Raw genomic sequence first — 16767 nt, 5'->3', positions numbered from 1 at the left:
AACCGCCAGGGCCGTGCAGGTCCGTCGAGCTCGACGCCGTCGAACAGAGCACACGCCCTGCACCGGGCCCTACTCCGCGAACGGGACCGCCGCCCCGAGCACCTGGGTGTCGTTCGTGCACTACGGCGTCTGAAGCCCCTCGGCTCAGCGCTTGCGGCCCACACCGCCCAACATGGCTGCCTCGTCCGGCTCTTCACCGCTCGCCGCCACACGCCAGCGCGAGCACGAGCACGAGACCATGCCCGTCCAGGAGCTCCAAGCCGTCGAACAACCGCTCGACCAGGCTCGGCCGGTGCGGCTGCAGTGGAGCTGGAGTTGTGGTGCCTGCGGATCACCCCGCACGCCGCCGCACACCCGAACGACAAGTGGGTACGTCACATCGCCCCCCCCAGCGCGACTCCATCGAATCCATCGAATCCACCCTCGGCCTCATCGCCAGCGCCTGCCCGTCTCTTTCGCGAGGACTGGCCAGCTTCGCCGGGCGGCCCCCGGCCGCAGGTCAACAGCGGGAGGAGAAGATGCGTCCACCGCCGCAGGTGAATGCGTGGCGGTGGATGCTGTCCAGTGACTTGTCTCCTGCGGCGAGGAGGAACCGTGGAGCGACACGACGGGATCATCGACATCGATTACAGCCACTTCTACGTCACCGAGCGGTTGGAGCACGGCTTCGAGAGCCTCGCCGAGGAACCCGGCTTCGCCGGCGGCCGTCCGGTACTGCTTACCCCCGGTCAGTTGACGGTGTGCAGCTGCGTGCAGTCCCACTACGCGCCGGTGGCACTGATCAGCACCGGACCGGACGAGAGCCTCCCGGAGCTCGGGGAGGGCTGGGCGCTGCTGGACACAGTGGAGTACCGGCCGGTGTACGGCGGGCGGATGGAGCTCTGGGGGTGCACCACCGGGCCCTCCAATCCAGCCGTCCATCTGAATGTGCCGACCTCGCGCACCCACACGGTTCGGGTGTACGCCAAGGGCCGGGAGGATGCCGACCAGCGGTTCATGGAGAGCCTTGACAGGGACGAAGTCCTCCACGAAGGGCTGGAGGAGTACGTGATCGTCTTCACGCCTGCCGGGTGGCAGGAGCCGCCACGGCCGGACGAGGAATTGCTGCGTGATTCGTTCCTGCTGGACCCCAGTACTGGACGGCGCAGGGTGCTCCATCCAAAGGAGTAGGCGGCTCGGGAGGCCGCCAGGCGGTCGATGGCAACCGAGCGCCAGGCAGAAAAGATCGATGCGGACGTTGGTGGCCTCTCGCCGCCCCTGCCCATGCCCATGCCCATGCCAGTCAATGTTCCCTGAGATCGGTCAAGGTTCAGTGAGACGGGACAGGATCCTCCCTCGGGGTGCCCGGGCGCGAGCTGTGTCCCGTCTCCGAGGAACTGGCCCCCGTCTCAAGGGAACTGGTCCAATCCGCTGGCGGTCTCAGGTAGCCTGGCTCGCCAACTTGTGAGACGCGGTGTGGGCGTACCACTGTGGCTCTCATCCGTGCACGGATGAAGTCACCTGTCGCCAGGCCGCTTCGCCCTCTCACTCGATGACTCGACCTGCCCGAAGGCGGACAGCACCGCAGCACCGACGGGAACCGGCACTGCGGTAGGGCCTGGACGAAGGCCCCGGCCGCCGCTGTGGCGGGCCGGGGCCTTGGAGCAACACGTCTCTTCAATATCCGATCGTGAAGCGCCGCTGCACGAACTGCGGCAGCTCCGCCTCGTCGATCAGGGCGACCGCCGCATCCTCCGCCGAGATGCGGCTGCGCCCCTCCGCGTCGCGGACCGCCTGGTCGCCGCCGATGCGGAAGCGGCCGGTGCGCTCGCCGGGGGCGATCTCCATGGCGGGGCTGAAGTAGGTCCACAGCCGGTTCGAGGTACGCAGGACGTCGAAGCCGTCACGGGCGCCGCGCGCCGCTGCCGCGTAGGCGCGGGGCAGCCCGAGCTGGTCGAGGATCTCGTGCATGCGCTCGTCCGAGTCGGCGAGCGCCAGCCCGGGCTCGACCTCCAGGCTGCCGGCGCCGCCGATCACGATCAGCCGGGTCCGCGGGTGGCTCTCCAGCGCCTTCGTCAGGGCGTGCGCCACGGTGGAGTGGGTCGTGGGGTCGCCGATCGAGCGCCGGACGGTGTCCTCGAAGTCCTTGGCGGCGTTGCCGGGCTGGTAGGCGCTGATAAGCACGTCGAGGCCGGGCAGCACGGCCGTGATACTCGCTGCGTCCAGGACATCGACGCTCGCCCAGGTGATGTTCTCCCGCTTCTCGTCGGCCCGTGGCCGCGACGCGTCGCGACTGAACGCCCTGACGTGATGCCCCCGTTCCAGGGCCTCGGCAACGACCCGGCTGCCGATGGTCCCCGTGGCTCCGACGACTCCGATGTGCATGGTTCTCCCCCTACTCGCATGCGGCACGAGGGCGCGGTCAACCGGATTGGTTGCGCCCGTGCAGCGACTATACGCCGTGAAGTTTCTATACGGCCATCAATTCGGGTAACGCTGTAGAGTGCCCGGGTGGCAGATACGGCGAGCAGGGCGGGAAACACGGGGCGGCGCGAGCGGCTCCGGGCCGAGACGACGGCCGAAATCAAGGACGTGGCAATGGAGTTGATGTCCTCGGGCGGACCCGAAGCCATCACCCTGCGGGCCATCGCCCGCGAGATGGGCATGACGGCCAACGCCATCTACGGCTACTTCGCCACCCGCGACGACCTGGTCACCGTACTTATCGGCGACGTGTACACCGAGCTGGCCGACGCTGTGGACACCGCGTGGGAGAGCGCCTCCGCCGATAGCCCGGCCACCCGGATCCAAGGCTGGGCCGGCGCCTTCCGGAACTGGGCCCTGGCCAACCCCGAGGGCTTCCGGCTCATCTACGGCGACCCCGTTCCCGGCTACAACACCCCCCACGGAGGCGCTGCCCCGGAGGCTGCCCACCGGGTCTGCGCCGGGCTCACCGCGCTCGCGGCAGCGGCCTGGCCGTACGCCGAACACCTCCATGAAAGCAGCGAGTTCGAGTGGTCCGACTTCGACGCCGGGCTCGTCGACAAGGTTCGCGCGGACTTCCCCGGCCTGCCGCCCGCCGCCGTCGCGCTCGCCCTGCGCATCTGGGGGCGCCTGCACGGCCTGGTGTCACTGGAGGTCTACGGCCATCTGCGCACCCAGACGGCCAGCCCGGACAAGCTCTTCCGGGAGGAAGTGACCCAGCTCGTGCGATCGTTGGACATCCCGCTGCGCAGCTGAAGTGCCCTTGGGTACAGCACGGCGCATGCAAGATTTTGTTCTTGTCCTTCGACGCGATGATGGACCGGTTCGTCGCTCGCGTGCATGACCTGGACAACCGCTTCGCTCGCCGGGGCGAGCGGGCGGCAGCCGCAAAAGGCCTTCGCGAAGCGTTCGGAGAGCAGTGGACTTCCGAGCCGCTGCCAAGCAGGGCGGCGGTTCGAAACGGCGGAGCCGGACCAGGACAGCTGAGACAACATCCGGCATCCACTCGCGCCGGACCAGATCAACCGGGATTCCCAGCATCCGCACGTCTCAACTGATCTGGTCGCTGCAGGTCACAGGTCTTGGCCGGGGACAGATCATTTGAGACGGGACAGGCTGTCCCGTCTCCGGCGAACGGCTCCCTGCCTCAAGTGATCTGGGCCGACTCGGCTGGCATCTCAGATGATCTGGCCCGTCAGGACTTGTGCATCCGGTCTCACCTGGCCCGGCGGGGTCTCACGCGTCTCAGGTGGCAGTCGGGTTCTGGCCCGGCTTGTGATGGTGAGTGTTCCGGGCGGATTCACCCGGAACACTCACCACGCCAGAGCCGCAGTTGGCTTACCTGGCGAGTTCAACCGGTTCGTCGAGTCTCGTCAGTTTCCGCGGGTTTCTCACCAAGTAGACCCGGGTGATCTGCCCGTTCTCCACGACGAGACTCACCGCCGTGGCCGGCTCGCCGTCGATCTCGATCCGGCCCGCAGGTGCTCCGTTGAGCCACACGGCCGTCGTCGCGAGCGGGGCCGCTTCCGCCCGGTTCGTGCGCGCGAGCACCTGCGCCACGAGCTCGACCCCGTGGATCGGAACCAGAGCGGCGGCCGCAAGTCCGCCACCATCGGCGATCAGGACCACGTCCGGCGCCATGACCTCCACGAGCTCCTGCAACTGCCCGGTACGCAACGCGAGCAGGAACCGCTCCACCACCGCCTGCTGCTCCGCCCGGCTCACCCGCACCCGCGGCTGGCGGGCCGCCACATGCCCGCGGGCTCGCCGCGCGATCTGCCGTACCGCGGCCGCGGACTTCCCGATGGCCTCGGCGATCTCGCCGTACGGCAGCTCGAAGACCTCGCGGAGTACGAACACCGCCCGCTCGGTCGGCCCGAGCGTTTCCAGGACGGTCAGCATCGCAATCGAGACGCTCTCCGCGAGCTCTACGTCCTCGGCGACATCTGGGGTGGTCAGCAGCGGCTCCGGCAGCCACTCGCCGACATAGTCCTCGCGGCTGCGCGCCAACGTCCGCAGCCGGTTGAGCGCCTGCCGCGTGACGGTCCTGACGAGGTACGCCCGCGCGTCGCTCACCCGCGACCGGTCGACGCCGGCCCACCGCAGCCAGGACTCCTGCAGTACGTCCTCCGCGTCCGCCGCCGACCCGAGCATCTCGTAGGCGACTGTGAACAGCAGGCTGCGATGGGCGACGAACGGATCCTCGGTCATGCCGTCGACGCTACGCCGGACACCTGAGGACGCCCGGCCAGCGGGATGTTGCAGGCATCGGAGTAGCCCTGCGAGGTGATCCCATGTGCGGTGTTGCACCTGGCCGCCAGGTTGGCGTAGCCGATGAACACGGTGAGCTCGACCAGCGCCGCCGGGCCGAGGCGGCCGAGCAGACTCGCCGACAGCTCATCGGTGACGGTCGTCGGCGTGTTCGTCATGGCCTCGGCGTACTCCATCACCTCCCGCTCCAACGGCGTGAACACCTCCGACTCCCGCCAGCGCGGCACCTGGCTCGCCTTGGCCAGGTCCAGGTTCTGGTTCAGTGCCGCGAAATAGTTGATGTCGAGGCACCAGCTGCAGCCGACCTGTGCCGCGACGGCCATGTGCGCGAACGTCTTGAGGCTCGCGTCAGCCGCGTCCCAGGTGGCCACCTGGGCCGAGAACTCCTGGTTGGCCTCGGCGAGCTTGGGGTTGTTCCACAGCACCTCGTGGGGCTCGGGCACGGAACCGAGCTGCTTGATCAGGTTTTCGCGGAGCCCGGCGGGGAGCTCGGCCTTCGGAATGCGTAGCGCCATGGTGTTCTCCTTGGGCGTCTGTCTGCTTTTTCATGAAGACACCGCCGGGCCCGCGAATGTGACAACCACCCTCGCCACCGCGCATGGATCGTCAGCGCGCACAGGCCGAACCACGCCCGCGCTCCTGGACGTCTACCAGGAGAAGTGGGGCTGTGACCCCGCCGCGATGGGGCAGGTGCGCGCGCATCCCAAGGCGGGTCCTCACCTGCAACATCAGCGGGAAGCCTTCTACTGCGCCGAGCAGCTGCGGGTGTTCGCCCGCGACAGTGTGCCGGAGGGGACCTTCGAATCGCTGCAGAAGAACGTCCACGACGGTGTCGTCAGTTACCGGTACACGGCGGCGTACCGCCGCAGCGACACCGGATCACTGGCGGAATCGATGACCATTGCGGTCAAGGACATACTCGGCACCTGCCCCGTCGACCTGGGCGGTGTGGACCGCGAGAAGCTCGCCCGCTGCATCGAGGAATGCATCGTCTGTGCCCAGGCGTGTACGGCCTGCTCGGATTCTTGTCGACTGCGCCGACATCTGCACCGCAACCCCGTCCCGCCACTTTGCCGACGGTGGCGTACGCCTGAAGGATCGCGCGGGTGAAGTCTGCGCCGACGAGTGCGAGCGCCACGCCGACCAGCACGGCCACTGCCGCGTGTGCGCCGAGGCCTGCCACCGCTGTGAGCAGGCGTGCAACGACTGATGCCCCCTGTGCCGAACACCCGGGCACGTCGAGATCACGCCGGACGGGCCCCTGCGAGCGTCCTTGGGGCAGGCGTGCGACGCTGTTCGTCGCGCGGGATCGAGTGCCGGCGCTTCCCTGCGGCGTGGCAGTGGCTACAGCCACGGTGCACTCGATGGGCGGCGTGCCAAGTCCAGGCACTGACCACCTCCGTGGAGGCTGCGCGCACTGACCAGAGGCGGCGGCTTCGCCCCTTCACCGACATGGCCGCCGCTGGGGGCGGTCTGCTGCCCGGGCCGTGGCACGAGAGGAGCCCGGGATGTCGGGGCTGATGGTCAGGCTTTCGTCGGCAGTTGGGCCGGCAGGGCGGCTGCTGGCTGTTCCTGCGCGGGCGGGGGCTGGGGTTTCCCGGTGCGCAGCACCTTGTTGACGTGGGCGGTGTCGAGGGCGTTTTCCCAGCGGGCGACGACGAGGGTGGCGACCGCGTTGCCGGCGAGGTTGGTCAGGGCGCGGCATTCGGACATGAACTTGTCGATGCCGAAGATGAGCATGATGCCGGCGGTGGGAATGGTGCCGACGGTGGTGAGCGTGGCGGCGAGGGCGATGAAGCCGGCGCCGGTGATGCCGCCGGATCCCTTGGAGGTGAGGATCATGACGGCCAGCAGGCCGAGCTGCTGGCCGATGCTCAGGGGGGTGTCGGTGGCCTGGGCGATGTAGACGGCGGCCAGGGACAGGTAGATGGAGCTGCCGTCGAGGTTGAAGGAGTAGCCGGTGGGGACGGTCAGGCCGACGATGTCGCGACGGATGCCGAGCCCTTCGAGTTTCTGCATCAGCCGGGGCAGGGCGCTCTCGGAGGACGAGGTGCCCAGGACGAGGACGAACTCCTCGCGCAGGTGGCGCAGCAGCCGGAAGATGTTGATCCTGAGCGCGGCGGTCACCGTGCCGAGGACGACGATCACGAAGAACGCCGAGGTGCCGTAGAAGAGCCCGATGAGCCGGCCGAGGCTGGTCAGGGTGGAGAAGCCGTATGTGCCGATGGTGAAGGCCATCGCGCCGAAGGCGCCCACGGGCGCGGCCAGCATGACGTAATGCAGGATCTTGAAGACGACGGCGCTCAGGCGCTGGATGCCGTCGACGAGAGGCTCGCCGACGGGACCGACGGCTTTGAGGGCGATGCCGAAGAGGACCGAGAAGAAGAGGACCTGAAGGATGTTGCCCTCGGCGAAGGCGCCGACTGCGCTGGTGGGCACGAGGTCGGTCAGGAAGTGCCACCAGGACTGGTCTTCCCCGTCTTTGACGTACTGACCGGCGTCTGCTGTCAGCTGGAGGTCGCCGGGGTGGGCGTGGACGCCGGCTCCGGGCTGGAAGACGTTGACCGCGACGAGGCCGATGAGCAGAGCGGTGAGGGTGCCGGCCTGGAAGTACAGCAGGGACTTCAGACCGACCCGGCCCACCCGGCCGAGGCTGTCGACGCCGCCGATGCCGGCCACGATGGTCACGAACACGATCGGCGTGATCAGCATCTTGATCGCGGTGACGAAGGTGGTGCCGACGGGTTCCATCGCGGTACCGGCCGAGGGCCACAGCCAGCCGGTGAGGACACCGGCGACGATGGCGGTCAGGACCCAGAAGTACAGCTGCCGGTACCACGGCTTCCTGGGCGCTTCGGCCGGGGAGGGTGCGGGGGCTGCGGGTGGCGGGGCGGATGCTGCCATGGCGTTTCTCCTCGTTGAGGAACGGGGCACAACCGGGACGCGGAAGGGTCCTCAGGGGTCGGGAGGGCCGGTGGGCGGGCGCGGGCGCGTAGGGGACGCGGGCGCGTAAGGGGCGCGGGCGCTGGCGGAGTGTGGGGCGGCTTCGTCCGGGGCGGCGTCGTCCGGGCCGCCGTAGAGAGGGTGCAGGGTCAAGAGGGCGCAGGGTCAGAGGAGTTCGAGGAGCTTGTCGGTGAACTCGGCCGTGGAGGCGGTGCCGCCCAGATCCGGGGTGCGTACGTCGGTCTTGGCCAGGACCGCGGCCATCGCATCGGTGATGTCCCTGGCCGCTTCCGGGTGGCCGAGGTGGTCGAGCATCATGGCGGCCGACCAGATCGCGCCCAGCGGGTTGGCGATGCCCTGGCCCGCGATGTCGGGGGCGGAGCCGTGGACCGGTTCGAACATCGAGGGGAACTCCCGCTCGGGGTTGAGGTTGGCCGCCGGGGCGACACCGATGGACCCGGCCACCGCGGCGGCGAGGTCACTGAGGATGTCGCCGAAGAGGTTGGAGGCGACCACGACGTCGAAGCGGGCCGGTTCGAGGACGAACTTGGCCGCGAGCGCGTCGATGTGCTCCTGGTCCCAGCCGACCTGCGGGAACGAGGCGGCCCGCTCGGCGACGAGTTCGTCCCAGAACGGCATGGTGTGCACGATGCCGTTCGACTTGGTGGCCGAGGTCAGCCGGCCCTTGCGCTGCTCGGCGAGGTGGAAGGCGTAGTCGAGCAGGCGTGTGACGCCGGCCCGGGTGAACACGGCCTCCTGTACGGCCATCTCGTCCGGGAAGCCCCGGTTGAGCCGCCCGCCGGCCTCGCTGTACTCGCCTTCCATGTTCTCCCGGACGACGACGAAGTCGACCTCGCCGGCCCGCGCCCCTCGCACCGGGCTGTCGATGCCCTCGAAGACTCGGATGGGCCGCAGGTTGACGTACTGGCGGAAGCCGCGGCGGATCGGGATCAGCAGTCCCCACAGCGAGATGTGGTCGGGCACCGCGGGGTGGCCCACCGCGCCCAGCAGGACTGCGTCCTTGTCGCGGAGCCGGGTGAGGCCGTCGGCGGGCATCATGGCGCCCTCGCGCAGGTACCGCTCGCACGACCAGTCGTCGTAGGAGATGTAGGAGAGGGTGAAGCCGTGCCGGCGGCCGAGGGTGTCGAGCACCTGCTGCGCGGGGGGCAGTACTTCGGTGCCGATGCCGTCACCGGGGATGAGGGCGATGCGGTGGTTCGTCATGCCTTCGATTCCAGCAACGTGCCCAGGCAGACGTCCAAGACCGAAACCGGATCTCCCTTATAGCGGCCGCCTATCAGTCGGTGGCCGCCGTCTGTCAGCCGGTGCCGGTGGGGACGGCCATCCTCCAGAAGGCGGCGGCTGCCGGGGACAGGACACCCCGGCGGCTGATCAGGGCAACATTCAGCGCGGTCGCGGGTTCGATGTCCAGCACGTCGGCCCCTGACCGCCGGGCGATCTCCCGCCAGGAATCCGTCACGACCGCGAGCCCGACCCCGGCCAGCACCAGAGGCAGCAACGCGACCCGGTGCTCCGTCTCCGCCGCCACGCTGAAGTCGATGCCCTGGTCACGCAGAGAGTCGACGTATGCCCGCATCCCCGTCCCGGGCTGTCCCACAATCAGCCGCTGACCCGCCAGTTCCTCGCACGCCACCGCTTCCCGGCCGGCGAAGGGCCCGTCCGGCGGGACCACCAGCACGAACCGCTGCTCCCCCAGGCTATGCGCGCGGACCTCCGTGTCCGGCACCCTCCCGGCTGACGCCAGCAGGCCGAGATCCGCAGCCCCTGTCCGCACCGCGCCGACGACGTCCCGAGCCGTGAAGACGGCCCGGACCGCCACCGTCACGCCCGGATGGCGGCGGGCGAAGGAACGGATCAACGACGTCAGCGGCTCGACGGCCTGGGACGGCATCGAGGCCACATCGAGGCGTCCTTCCCGCAGTTCGTGGACGGACGCCACGCTCGCCCGGGCGACCTCCAGGCTCCGTACCGCCGCACGGGCCGGTTCGATCAGCGCCCGGCCCGCCTCCGTCAGCACCGCGCGGCGTCCGATCCGGTGGAACAGCTCCGTACCCAGATCACGCTCCAGCCCACGGACAGCCTGTGACAACGACGGCTGCGACACATACAGCGCCGAAGCGGCCCGGTTGAAACCGCCGCGGTCGACGACGGCCAGGAAGTACTCCAACTGCCGGATATCCATGACTTCGATCTTCACTGGCCAGGGAGGTGCGCTCCGCTGTGGGGCCCAGTGTGCCGGATCAGCATGCCGCCCGGCGCGGGGCCGGTGCGGCCCGGAACCGCGGGCGAGTGGCCGGCCGACGTCCACCGAGGCAGTCGTCGCGGTTGATCCGGCCAACGGCAGCCGGGGCCGGCGCGTCACGCGAGCCGCGCCAGGGCCGCCTCCGACGGGCTCCCGGCGTCGCCTGGTACACGATGATCACCTGTTGCTCGGCGCCGCCGACGGTGAGCGCCTGCCTGCGCAGGGCGAGGCCGCCGACGACCGGGTGTGCGAAGCGCTTGAGCTCGTCACGGGCGGGCCGCGGGGCGCGATACGGCTCGGAGTCGGGCCGAGGCGTGGAGCAGGGTGGCACGGGTGAGTTCGGCACCCCACCAAGCTGTGACCGCGCATGGAGCGTCACCATGACACGTGCCGACCGCCGGGCCGGCGTGGCGTGATCTTGGCCCTGCCAGGTGTGACGCACGCCACCCCTTCTTCTTGGCCCATGCACTTACCTAGCCATAAAATGCCGAAATTCTACCTTTTACATAAAAAGCGTGTCTTGCGAAGTTGGTTACCTTAAGAGCCAACCCGCAGCGACGCGAAGTGGACTTTGCGGAAAACGAGAACATGGCCTGTGTGAAGTCGGGTAACCGGGCATGGCCACCTCTGTCTCTTTCGCTGCCATTCTTGACGCGAAGAGTGGGGCATTTCTAAAGTTCAACCGGAGTTCGCAAAAGGCGAATTGGGGAGTTCCTGAACAGGCGTTGCAGCGGGTCGCCGCGCCAGCCAAACGCGCGAACGGTGACATCCGCCCACCTGCCCACGCGGTTATTGCATCCGGAGGACGGCATCATGGCTTCAACTGACCAGGTTTCCACACCGGCGGCCATCCTGCGCGAGGGCGGCGTGTTTTGGATTACCGGACTCGCGGAGTCGGGCAAGACGACGGTATCCAAAATTCTGGCTCGGCAGATCCGCTCTCACGGCATACGGCCAGTCCTGCTGGATGGCAATATCGTGCGGGAGGTCATCGGGGAAACCAGGTCGTTCGACCGTGAAAGCCGACGCAGGATGGCCTACACGTACGCCCGCTTCAGCCGCATGCTGGCCGGCCAGGGACAAGTCGTGATCTGCGCGACCATCTCCCTTTTCCATGACGTACACAAGTGGAACAGGGAGAACATCGAGCGCTACTACGAGGTGTTCCTCGACGTACCGCTGGAAGAGCTGAAGAAGCGAGACAGCAAGGGAGTGTACAGCGAATCGGATGACAAAGATATTGTCGGCATCGGAGTCGAACCAGAATTCCCGGAGAACCCCGACCTGGAGATAGCAAACTTCTCTGACGTCGACCCGGATGCGGCGGCCTCGCGCATTCTGGATGAATGCCTGACGGGAGCAGCCCGCTGACCGGAACCGTTTCACCCGCAATCAGCCGCATCTCAAGCCCTGCGTGACGGAAGAGGAATCAACGTGACTGTGACCCTCAAGCACGGTGACTTCACCAGCCTGGCCGAGGACTACTCCAAATACCGCGAAGGGTATGCGCCCTCAGTCGTTTCTGCCCTGGTCGGGCTGCTCGGCGGATCCGCCGGGGCCTGCGATGCCGTCGACGTGGGAGCGGGAACCGGCATCTGGAGCCGCATGCTCGCAGAAGCCGGCTTTCGGTCCGTGACGTCCGTCGACCCGAACGACACCATGCGGGCGACCGGGGAGAGGGACTCCGCACACCTCGACATCACCTGGCGCGCCGGCAGCGGCGAGGACACCGGCCTGCCCAGCGCGTCGGCGGATCTCGTGACGATGGCGTCGTCCTTCCACTGGGTGGACTTCGACAAGGGCACACAGGAGTTCAGCCGCCTGCTGCGCCCCGGCGGGTGGTTCGTCGCCCTGTGGAATCCTCGCTACATCCAGGCCAGCGCCCTGCTCACCGACATCGAAGCGGAACTGGAGAGGCTGAAGCCGGACATGAAGCGGGTTTCCTCCGCCCGGCAGGGGCTCATGGACGAACTCTCCGACCGACTGGCGGCCAGCCCGCACTTTGACGACGTGATGCTCCTGGAGGGACGTCACCACGTGCGGCAGAGTGTCGATCACTACATCGGCGTCTGGCGTTCGGTGAACGATGTCCGTGTACAGCTCGGCGAGGAGAAGTTCGAACAATTCCTCGACTACGCGCGGCGTCGCATCGGTGACGCCGAGACGGTGGAGACCACCTACCTCACCCGCGCGTGGGCAGCCCGTCGCGCGACCGCGTGAATCCGCTGTTGTCTCACCGCGCCAACTGGTGGCGTGACAGACCCCTCGCGCCCGGGCAGGTTGTAGATCATGACTGGCTCTCTCGTTGCTGAATGGATTCGCCGTCATCGGGCGCTTCTGCTCACTGCGCTGCTCACCACCACCAACTTCCTCGTCGTCTTCGACGGCCTGGTGGTCACCGTGGCCCTTCCCGCCCTGCAGCACAGTCTCGGCCTCAGCCAAGCCGGCACGCAGTGGGTCATGACGGCTTACACCCTGCCCCTTGGTGGCATGCTGCTGCTGGGCGGCCGACTGAGCGACCGCTACGGACGCCGTCCGGTCCTCATCACCGGCTTCGCCCTCTTCATCGCCGGCCTGTTGCTGGCAGGGCTGGCCCCGGCACTGTGGCTGCTCCTGCCAGGGCGCATGCTGCAGGGCGCGGGCGCCGCACTCGCGGTCCCCACCTCTTTCGCGATCATCAGCGCGAAAGCCTCCCCGGCCCAGCGCAACCGCTTGTTCGCCGCGGTCGCGGTGGCCGGCGGACTGGGGGCCGCAGGCGGCGCCATCATCGGTGGCGTCGTCACGCAAGGGCTCGGCTGGCGCTACGTCTTCCTGCTCTCCGTGCCGGTCGCACTCCTCGCCGCCTTGCTGGCACCCAAAATCCTCGACCACGAGGCGCCGGCCTTCAAGACCAGCGGCCTGGACCTGCCTGGCGTCGCCCTGTCCATGGCCGGTCTCATGCTGCTCGTCCTGGCCATCACGAACACCGAGAGCGCGGGCGCACTCTCCCCCGGCACCCTCGGTTCCCTGGTGCTGTCCGCCCTCGCGTTCACCGGCTTCGTCATCCGAGAACGCAGAGCAGCAGACCCCCTCCTGCGTCTGGCCATCCTGCGTGTGCCCTCATTCCGCACTGCGGTACTCGCCATGCCGGCCAACGAATTCGCCTACCAGGGCAGTGTCTTCATCGGGCTGCTCTTCTTCCAACAAGCACTCGGCTACAGCCCCGTCGCCGCGGGACTGGCCTTCAGCCCCCTGGGGCTGGTCGTTCTGATCGGCTCGTCCGTGTCCAACCGGCTTCTTCGCCGCTACCGCTGGACGCTGGTGGCAGCAAGCGCACAGTTCGTCAGCGCAGTCGCCCTGGCGTTGCTCGCCCTGGCCGGTCCGGACAGCGCCTACCTGCCGCACATCCTCCCGAGCCTCCTCATCCTGGGTCTTGGAACCGTAGTCGGCGCTGTCTCTTTCAATGTCGCCGCGGGCAAGGACATCTCCCCCGACGACAAAGGTGTGGGCTACGGCGTCTTCGAGACCGCCAAGTACGTCGCGGGCGTCCTCGCCATCGCGGGGCTGGGCAGTACCGCTGCGGCCCGCACCGCTTCCGCAACAGCGACCGGTCATACCGCGGCGCTGGCATCCGGCTACCAACTGGCCTTCGCCGTCGCAGCGGTCATCGCCGCCATCGGCGGAGTTCTGGTCGCGCTACTGGGCGATTCCCCAGGAGCCGGGACGAGCCGCTCCGGCCAGGCATCGGCGGTCACCGGCACAAGCGACGCACCGTCCTCGCCCCATCCTCCCGTACACGTGAACAGAGGAAAGCGATGAGCGACAAGATCTACTACCTCCTGCACGGCATACAGGACCGGTACAACGCCCTCTACCAGGACAACATCGAAAAGCTCGGCCACCAGGACATCGCCGTCGCCAGCATCGGCGGCTCCGGCCAATCGCTTTTGGGTAATATTCTTCTCGAACTCGGCCTCAACTACGCCGACCCCTACATCGACTCCCTGAACGCCGACGGCACCAGCCATCCCGTGCCTGCCTACGCCGAATACCGCAGCAGGCTGGCAGCCACCGACCACCGCACCTGGGACGGCCAGGAGCTGGGCAGGCCACGGTGGCCCCGTTTCGTGAAGACACACCTCACCCCTGATTTCCTGGCACCACGCCCGCTGCTCGGGGCCTGGATCCTCATCAGGGACCCGCGTGACTCCCTCTACTCCTGGCACAAGTTCCGCACCAACTTCGCAAAAGACCCTGTAGATCTCCTGCCCGGCACCTTCGAGCAATGGCTGGAGCAGCCGGGCCCCGCCGGAGTCAGCCGACTTGAGGACTGGTCGTCGTTCTACGACGCGTGGGATCAGGCGCGCGGCGGTTTTCAGCGAAGCACGGTAACGACCTTCGAGGACCTCAAGACCGACCCGGTACCGGCCCTGCGCAAGAGCCTGGAGGACCTCGAAGTGGACGTCAAACACTCCGACCTCGTACGAGCGGTCGAGCGGAGCAGTTTCGACAACATGCGCGCGCACGAAGAGCAGCGATCGGGCACCGGAGACGGCACCGGCGCCACGAACACCCGCATCATGCGCAGCGGCACACCCAACGAATGGCACAGCTGGATGACGCCCAGCCTGTGCCGAAAATTCGGCGCCGGAAAGATCGCCGACGTAGCCCGACAATTTGGCTACGAGATGACCGCAGCCTAGCCTCGATCCTGCATGAGCCCTCGACGGTGCCTCCGTCGAGGGTTTTCTGCTTGCTGGTGGCGGAATTTCGATGTCAGGGACCGTGAAGCTCGGTCTCCCACGCTTCGAACGGAGGCTCCACCTGATAGGCGGGGTCACAGCGTCTGCGGACCCACTGAGCAGCGCGGTACTGGGCTTCACCGTCGTTGAGCGTCTCCCCGTGATCATCCACTTCGAGAACGTTGGCGAAGATCGCAAAAACCGTCTCGAGGTCTGAGCCGTGCTCGAGCAAGTGACGGCGGTAGTCGATTCCGTCAAGAAGCTCGACATCCAATGTGCCATTGCCCAGGTAGAAAGCGAAGAAGCGGAGAGCAGCCCGCACATCTGTCGGAAGGTGTGGCACGAGATCATCCTTTACGAGACCGGTGATGCGTCAGGTCATCCTCGCGGTTGGCTGGGCAGTCCAACTCGGACGACAGAAGATCCAACTTCACCATCAAAGGACAGCGGAGCCATCGGAACTTTGCGTCCGGTCAACAGGTCGCTGTACGTCGTCTCACCACACGACCGCAACCAACTGGGGGAGGCTGTTGCCGACCCTGGCCTGCGGGGCCAGCCGGGCGGCCGGAGAAGCATCCCCACAGCCGCCTCAAGCGCCACCGGTCTGCAGCCACGTACGAGAAGTTCGTGGTCCGCTACGAGGCGTACGAGGCGACCGTGCTGGTCGCAGTCCTCAACGAGTGGCTGGTACCGGCGCTTTCACCGCAGGCCCTCGACACGCGGTCCGCGGGACCGGGATCGTGGCCTTGATCCCGGGTCTGCGCAGGTGGGCGCGATTGCTGAGGGAGCACATCGTCCGCCACGCTCGGACCGCAGCCGGCGTCCGATGCGAGCCTGGTCGGCGTCCAACTGGTCGCGTTCGGCCCCGACGGAGCATCACTCTCGTATCAGGCACCAGTCCCCCGTCCGGGGGTACAGCAACCGCCCGCATTCCCACGGCAGTCACCGCGGCGTACGTTCCCCTCATGAGCATCCCCACAGAGCCCATCGGCAGCATCCCCCGACCGCCCGCCCTGCTGGACGCCCTCGCTCAGCACGCCCAAGGCCAGCTCTCCGAGGCCGAGTTGGCGAAGTTTCAGGCACAAGCCGCCGCAGACACTTTGGCGCACCTCGAGCGCATCGGCTGCCCCGTCCTCGTCGACGGCGAGCAGTCCAAGCCGAGCTTCGCAACCTACCCGCTCAGCGGCCTGGACGCGCTCGCGCCCGACGGCGCGGTCATTCCCTTCGCCGACGGGCACACCCGGCAACTGCCCCGCCTGACGGCCGGACCCTTCCGCTACCAGATCCGCGCCGACACCTACCTGCGCGACGCCCGACGCCACACCGACAAGCCCGTCAAGCAGGCCGTCATCGCGCCCTCCGCCCTCAGCCTGCTCTACCCGCCCGAGCCCCTTGCGGGCTACTCGCGCGAGGCGTTCCTGGCCGACCTGGTCAACGAGGCCGAGGCCGACATCCGAGGGTGCCTCGAGGCGGGCGCGCATGTCGTGCAACTCGACTTCACCGAGGGCCGGTTGTCCCTGAAGCTGGATCCCAGCGGTGGCCTCCTCAACAGTTTCGTCGACCTCAACAACCAGGTCCTGGACCGCTTCACCGACGCAGAACGGGCCCGCATCGGCGTCCACACCTGCCCCGGCGGAGACCACGACTCCACCCACAGCCTCGACGTCGACTACACCTCGCTGCTGCCCGACCTCTTCCGGCTCCGGGCCGGCAACTTCTACCTCCAGCTCGCCAGCGAGGCCGACCCCGAGCGCGTACTCGACGTTGTCGCCGCCCAACTCCGGCCTGGCATCCGGGTGTTCATCGGCGTGACCGACCCCATCGATCCACGCGTCGAGACCCCCGAAGAGGTATGCGCCCGCATCCTGCTCGCGGCACAGCGCATTCCGGTCGCACAGCTGGGCACGTGCGACGACTGCGGCTTCTCCCCCTTCGCCGACGACACCTCCACCTCACGCGACATCGCCTTCGCCAAGATCGAGGCCCGGGTCCACGGCACGGCCCTCGCCGCCCAGCAGCTCGGGCTGTAACGAACAAACGAGCACCGGCGGGCCGAAACCGCTCCGTGTGCGATTCCGGCCCGTCCCTTCGGTATCCGTTACGGCC

At 67.9% G+C, this 16767-nt stretch carries 15 protein-coding genes and 2 pseudogenes; 9 read left to right on the top strand and 8 right to left on the bottom strand.

The features are described from left to right. The first annotated feature begins 594 nt into the window (after positions 1 to 594). Positions 595 to 1170 carry a hypothetical protein gene (locus ACZ7LU_RS37820; RefSeq protein ID WP_471919366.1) on the top strand — a complete coding sequence of 192 codons (576 nt, stop codon included), beginning with the start codon at positions 595 to 597 and terminating at the stop codon, positions 1168 to 1170. A 486-nt stretch (positions 1171 to 1656) separates the two neighbouring features. On the opposite strand, the gene ACZ7LU_RS37815 is transcribed toward ACZ7LU_RS37820, so the two are convergent. Continuing rightward, positions 1657 to 2364 carry an NAD(P)-dependent oxidoreductase gene (locus ACZ7LU_RS37815; RefSeq protein ID WP_398310449.1) on the bottom strand — a complete coding sequence of 236 codons (708 nt, stop codon included), beginning with the start codon at positions 2362 to 2364 and terminating at the stop codon, positions 1657 to 1659. A gap of 126 nt (positions 2365 to 2490) precedes the next feature. On the opposite strand from ACZ7LU_RS37815, the gene ACZ7LU_RS37810 reads away from it, so the two are divergent. Continuing rightward, complete coding sequence (locus ACZ7LU_RS37810; protein ID WP_471919365.1) at positions 2491 to 3219, top strand: TetR/AcrR family transcriptional regulator; 729 nt, start codon at positions 2491 to 2493, stop codon at positions 3217 to 3219. A gap of 582 nt (positions 3220 to 3801) precedes the next feature. Here the strand turns inward: ACZ7LU_RS37810 and ACZ7LU_RS37805 are convergent. Next, entirely contained in the window at positions 3802 to 4674 is an 873-nt protein-coding gene (locus ACZ7LU_RS37805; RefSeq protein ID WP_471919364.1) for an RNA polymerase sigma-70 factor, read from the bottom strand. After that, positions 4671 to 5249, bottom strand: coding sequence for a carboxymuconolactone decarboxylase family protein (locus ACZ7LU_RS37800; protein WP_398310458.1), 579 nt, complete (start codon positions 5247 to 5249; stop codon positions 4671 to 4673). The genes ACZ7LU_RS37805 and ACZ7LU_RS37800 overlap by 4 nt, the downstream gene beginning before the upstream one ends. Here ACZ7LU_RS37800 and ACZ7LU_RS37795 point away from each other — a divergent pair. Together ACZ7LU_RS37795 and ACZ7LU_RS37790 are read left to right on the top strand one after the other, a co-directional pair. Continuing rightward, positions 5236 to 5568 (top strand): annotated as a pseudogene (locus ACZ7LU_RS37795) (ABC-three component system protein); the annotation flags it as partial. The gene ACZ7LU_RS37800 and the pseudogene ACZ7LU_RS37795 sit on opposite strands and share 14 nt — an antisense overlap. Before the next feature lie 60 nt (positions 5569 to 5628). Next, positions 5629 to 5944 (top strand): annotated as a pseudogene (locus ACZ7LU_RS37790) (four-helix bundle copper-binding protein). 314 nt (positions 5945 to 6258) lie between these two features. Here the strand turns inward: ACZ7LU_RS37790 and dctA are convergent. The 4 genes from dctA to ACZ7LU_RS37770 all read right to left on the bottom strand — a co-directional run bounded on the left by dctA (position 6259) and on the right by ACZ7LU_RS37770 (position 10322). Next, positions 6259 to 7638, bottom strand: coding sequence for a C4-dicarboxylate transporter DctA (dctA, locus tag ACZ7LU_RS37785; protein ID WP_471919363.1), 1380 nt, complete (start codon positions 7636 to 7638; stop codon positions 6259 to 6261). A gap of 204 nt (positions 7639 to 7842) precedes the next feature. Further along, positions 7843 to 8901 carry a tartrate dehydrogenase gene (locus ACZ7LU_RS37780; protein WP_471919362.1) on the bottom strand — a complete coding sequence of 353 codons (1059 nt, stop codon included), beginning with the start codon at positions 8899 to 8901 and terminating at the stop codon, positions 7843 to 7845. Positions 8902 to 8995: 94 nt separating this feature from the next. Continuing rightward, positions 8996 to 9880 carry a LysR family transcriptional regulator gene (locus ACZ7LU_RS37775; protein WP_471919361.1) on the bottom strand — a complete coding sequence of 295 codons (885 nt, stop codon included), beginning with the start codon at positions 9878 to 9880 and terminating at the stop codon, positions 8996 to 8998. Between the two features lie 58 nt (positions 9881 to 9938). Continuing rightward, the gene (locus ACZ7LU_RS37770) at positions 9939 to 10322 is read right to left on the bottom strand and encodes an MmyB family transcriptional regulator (protein WP_471919360.1); all 384 of its coding nucleotides are present in this window, start codon (positions 10320 to 10322) and stop codon (positions 9939 to 9941) included. 431 nt (positions 10323 to 10753) lie between these two features. Between ACZ7LU_RS37770 and ACZ7LU_RS37765 the strand changes: the two genes are divergently transcribed. The 4 genes from ACZ7LU_RS37765 to ACZ7LU_RS37750 all read left to right on the top strand — a co-directional run bounded on the left by ACZ7LU_RS37765 (position 10754) and on the right by ACZ7LU_RS37750 (position 14622). Continuing rightward, entirely contained in the window at positions 10754 to 11311 is a 558-nt protein-coding gene (locus ACZ7LU_RS37765) for an adenylyl-sulfate kinase (RefSeq protein WP_471919359.1), read from the top strand. A gap of 63 nt (positions 11312 to 11374) precedes the next feature. Next, on the top strand, positions 11375 to 12160 hold the full coding sequence (locus ACZ7LU_RS37760; protein ID WP_471919358.1) for a class I SAM-dependent methyltransferase: 786 nt from the start codon (positions 11375 to 11377) through the stop codon (positions 12158 to 12160). A gap of 69 nt (positions 12161 to 12229) precedes the next feature. After that, positions 12230 to 13738 (top strand): MFS transporter, encoded by a 1509-nt coding sequence (locus ACZ7LU_RS37755; protein WP_471919357.1) that lies wholly within the window; start codon positions 12230 to 12232, stop codon positions 13736 to 13738. Beyond that, positions 13735 to 14622: a sulfotransferase domain-containing protein gene (locus ACZ7LU_RS37750; protein WP_471919356.1), complete on the top strand. Its 888-nt coding sequence runs from the start codon at positions 13735 to 13737 to the stop codon at positions 14620 to 14622. The genes ACZ7LU_RS37755 and ACZ7LU_RS37750 overlap by 4 nt, the downstream gene beginning before the upstream one ends. 73 nt (positions 14623 to 14695) lie before the next feature. On the opposite strand, the gene ACZ7LU_RS37745 is transcribed toward ACZ7LU_RS37750, so the two are convergent. Then, entirely contained in the window at positions 14696 to 15004 is a 309-nt protein-coding gene (locus ACZ7LU_RS37745) for a DUF7677 family protein (RefSeq protein WP_398310485.1), read from the bottom strand. Positions 15005 to 15626: 622 nt separating this feature from the next. Here ACZ7LU_RS37745 and ACZ7LU_RS37740 point away from each other — a divergent pair. After that, on the top strand, positions 15627 to 16691 hold the full coding sequence (locus ACZ7LU_RS37740; RefSeq protein WP_471919355.1) for a cobalamin-independent methionine synthase II family protein: 1065 nt from the start codon (positions 15627 to 15629) through the stop codon (positions 16689 to 16691). The last annotated feature ends 76 nt before the right edge of the window (positions 16692 to 16767 follow it).

Source organism: Streptomyces sp. NPDC039462, assembly GCF_055639375.1.
The sequence above is the reverse complement of the archived record's forward strand: the minus strand, read 5'-3'. Positions and strand labels throughout refer to the sequence as shown.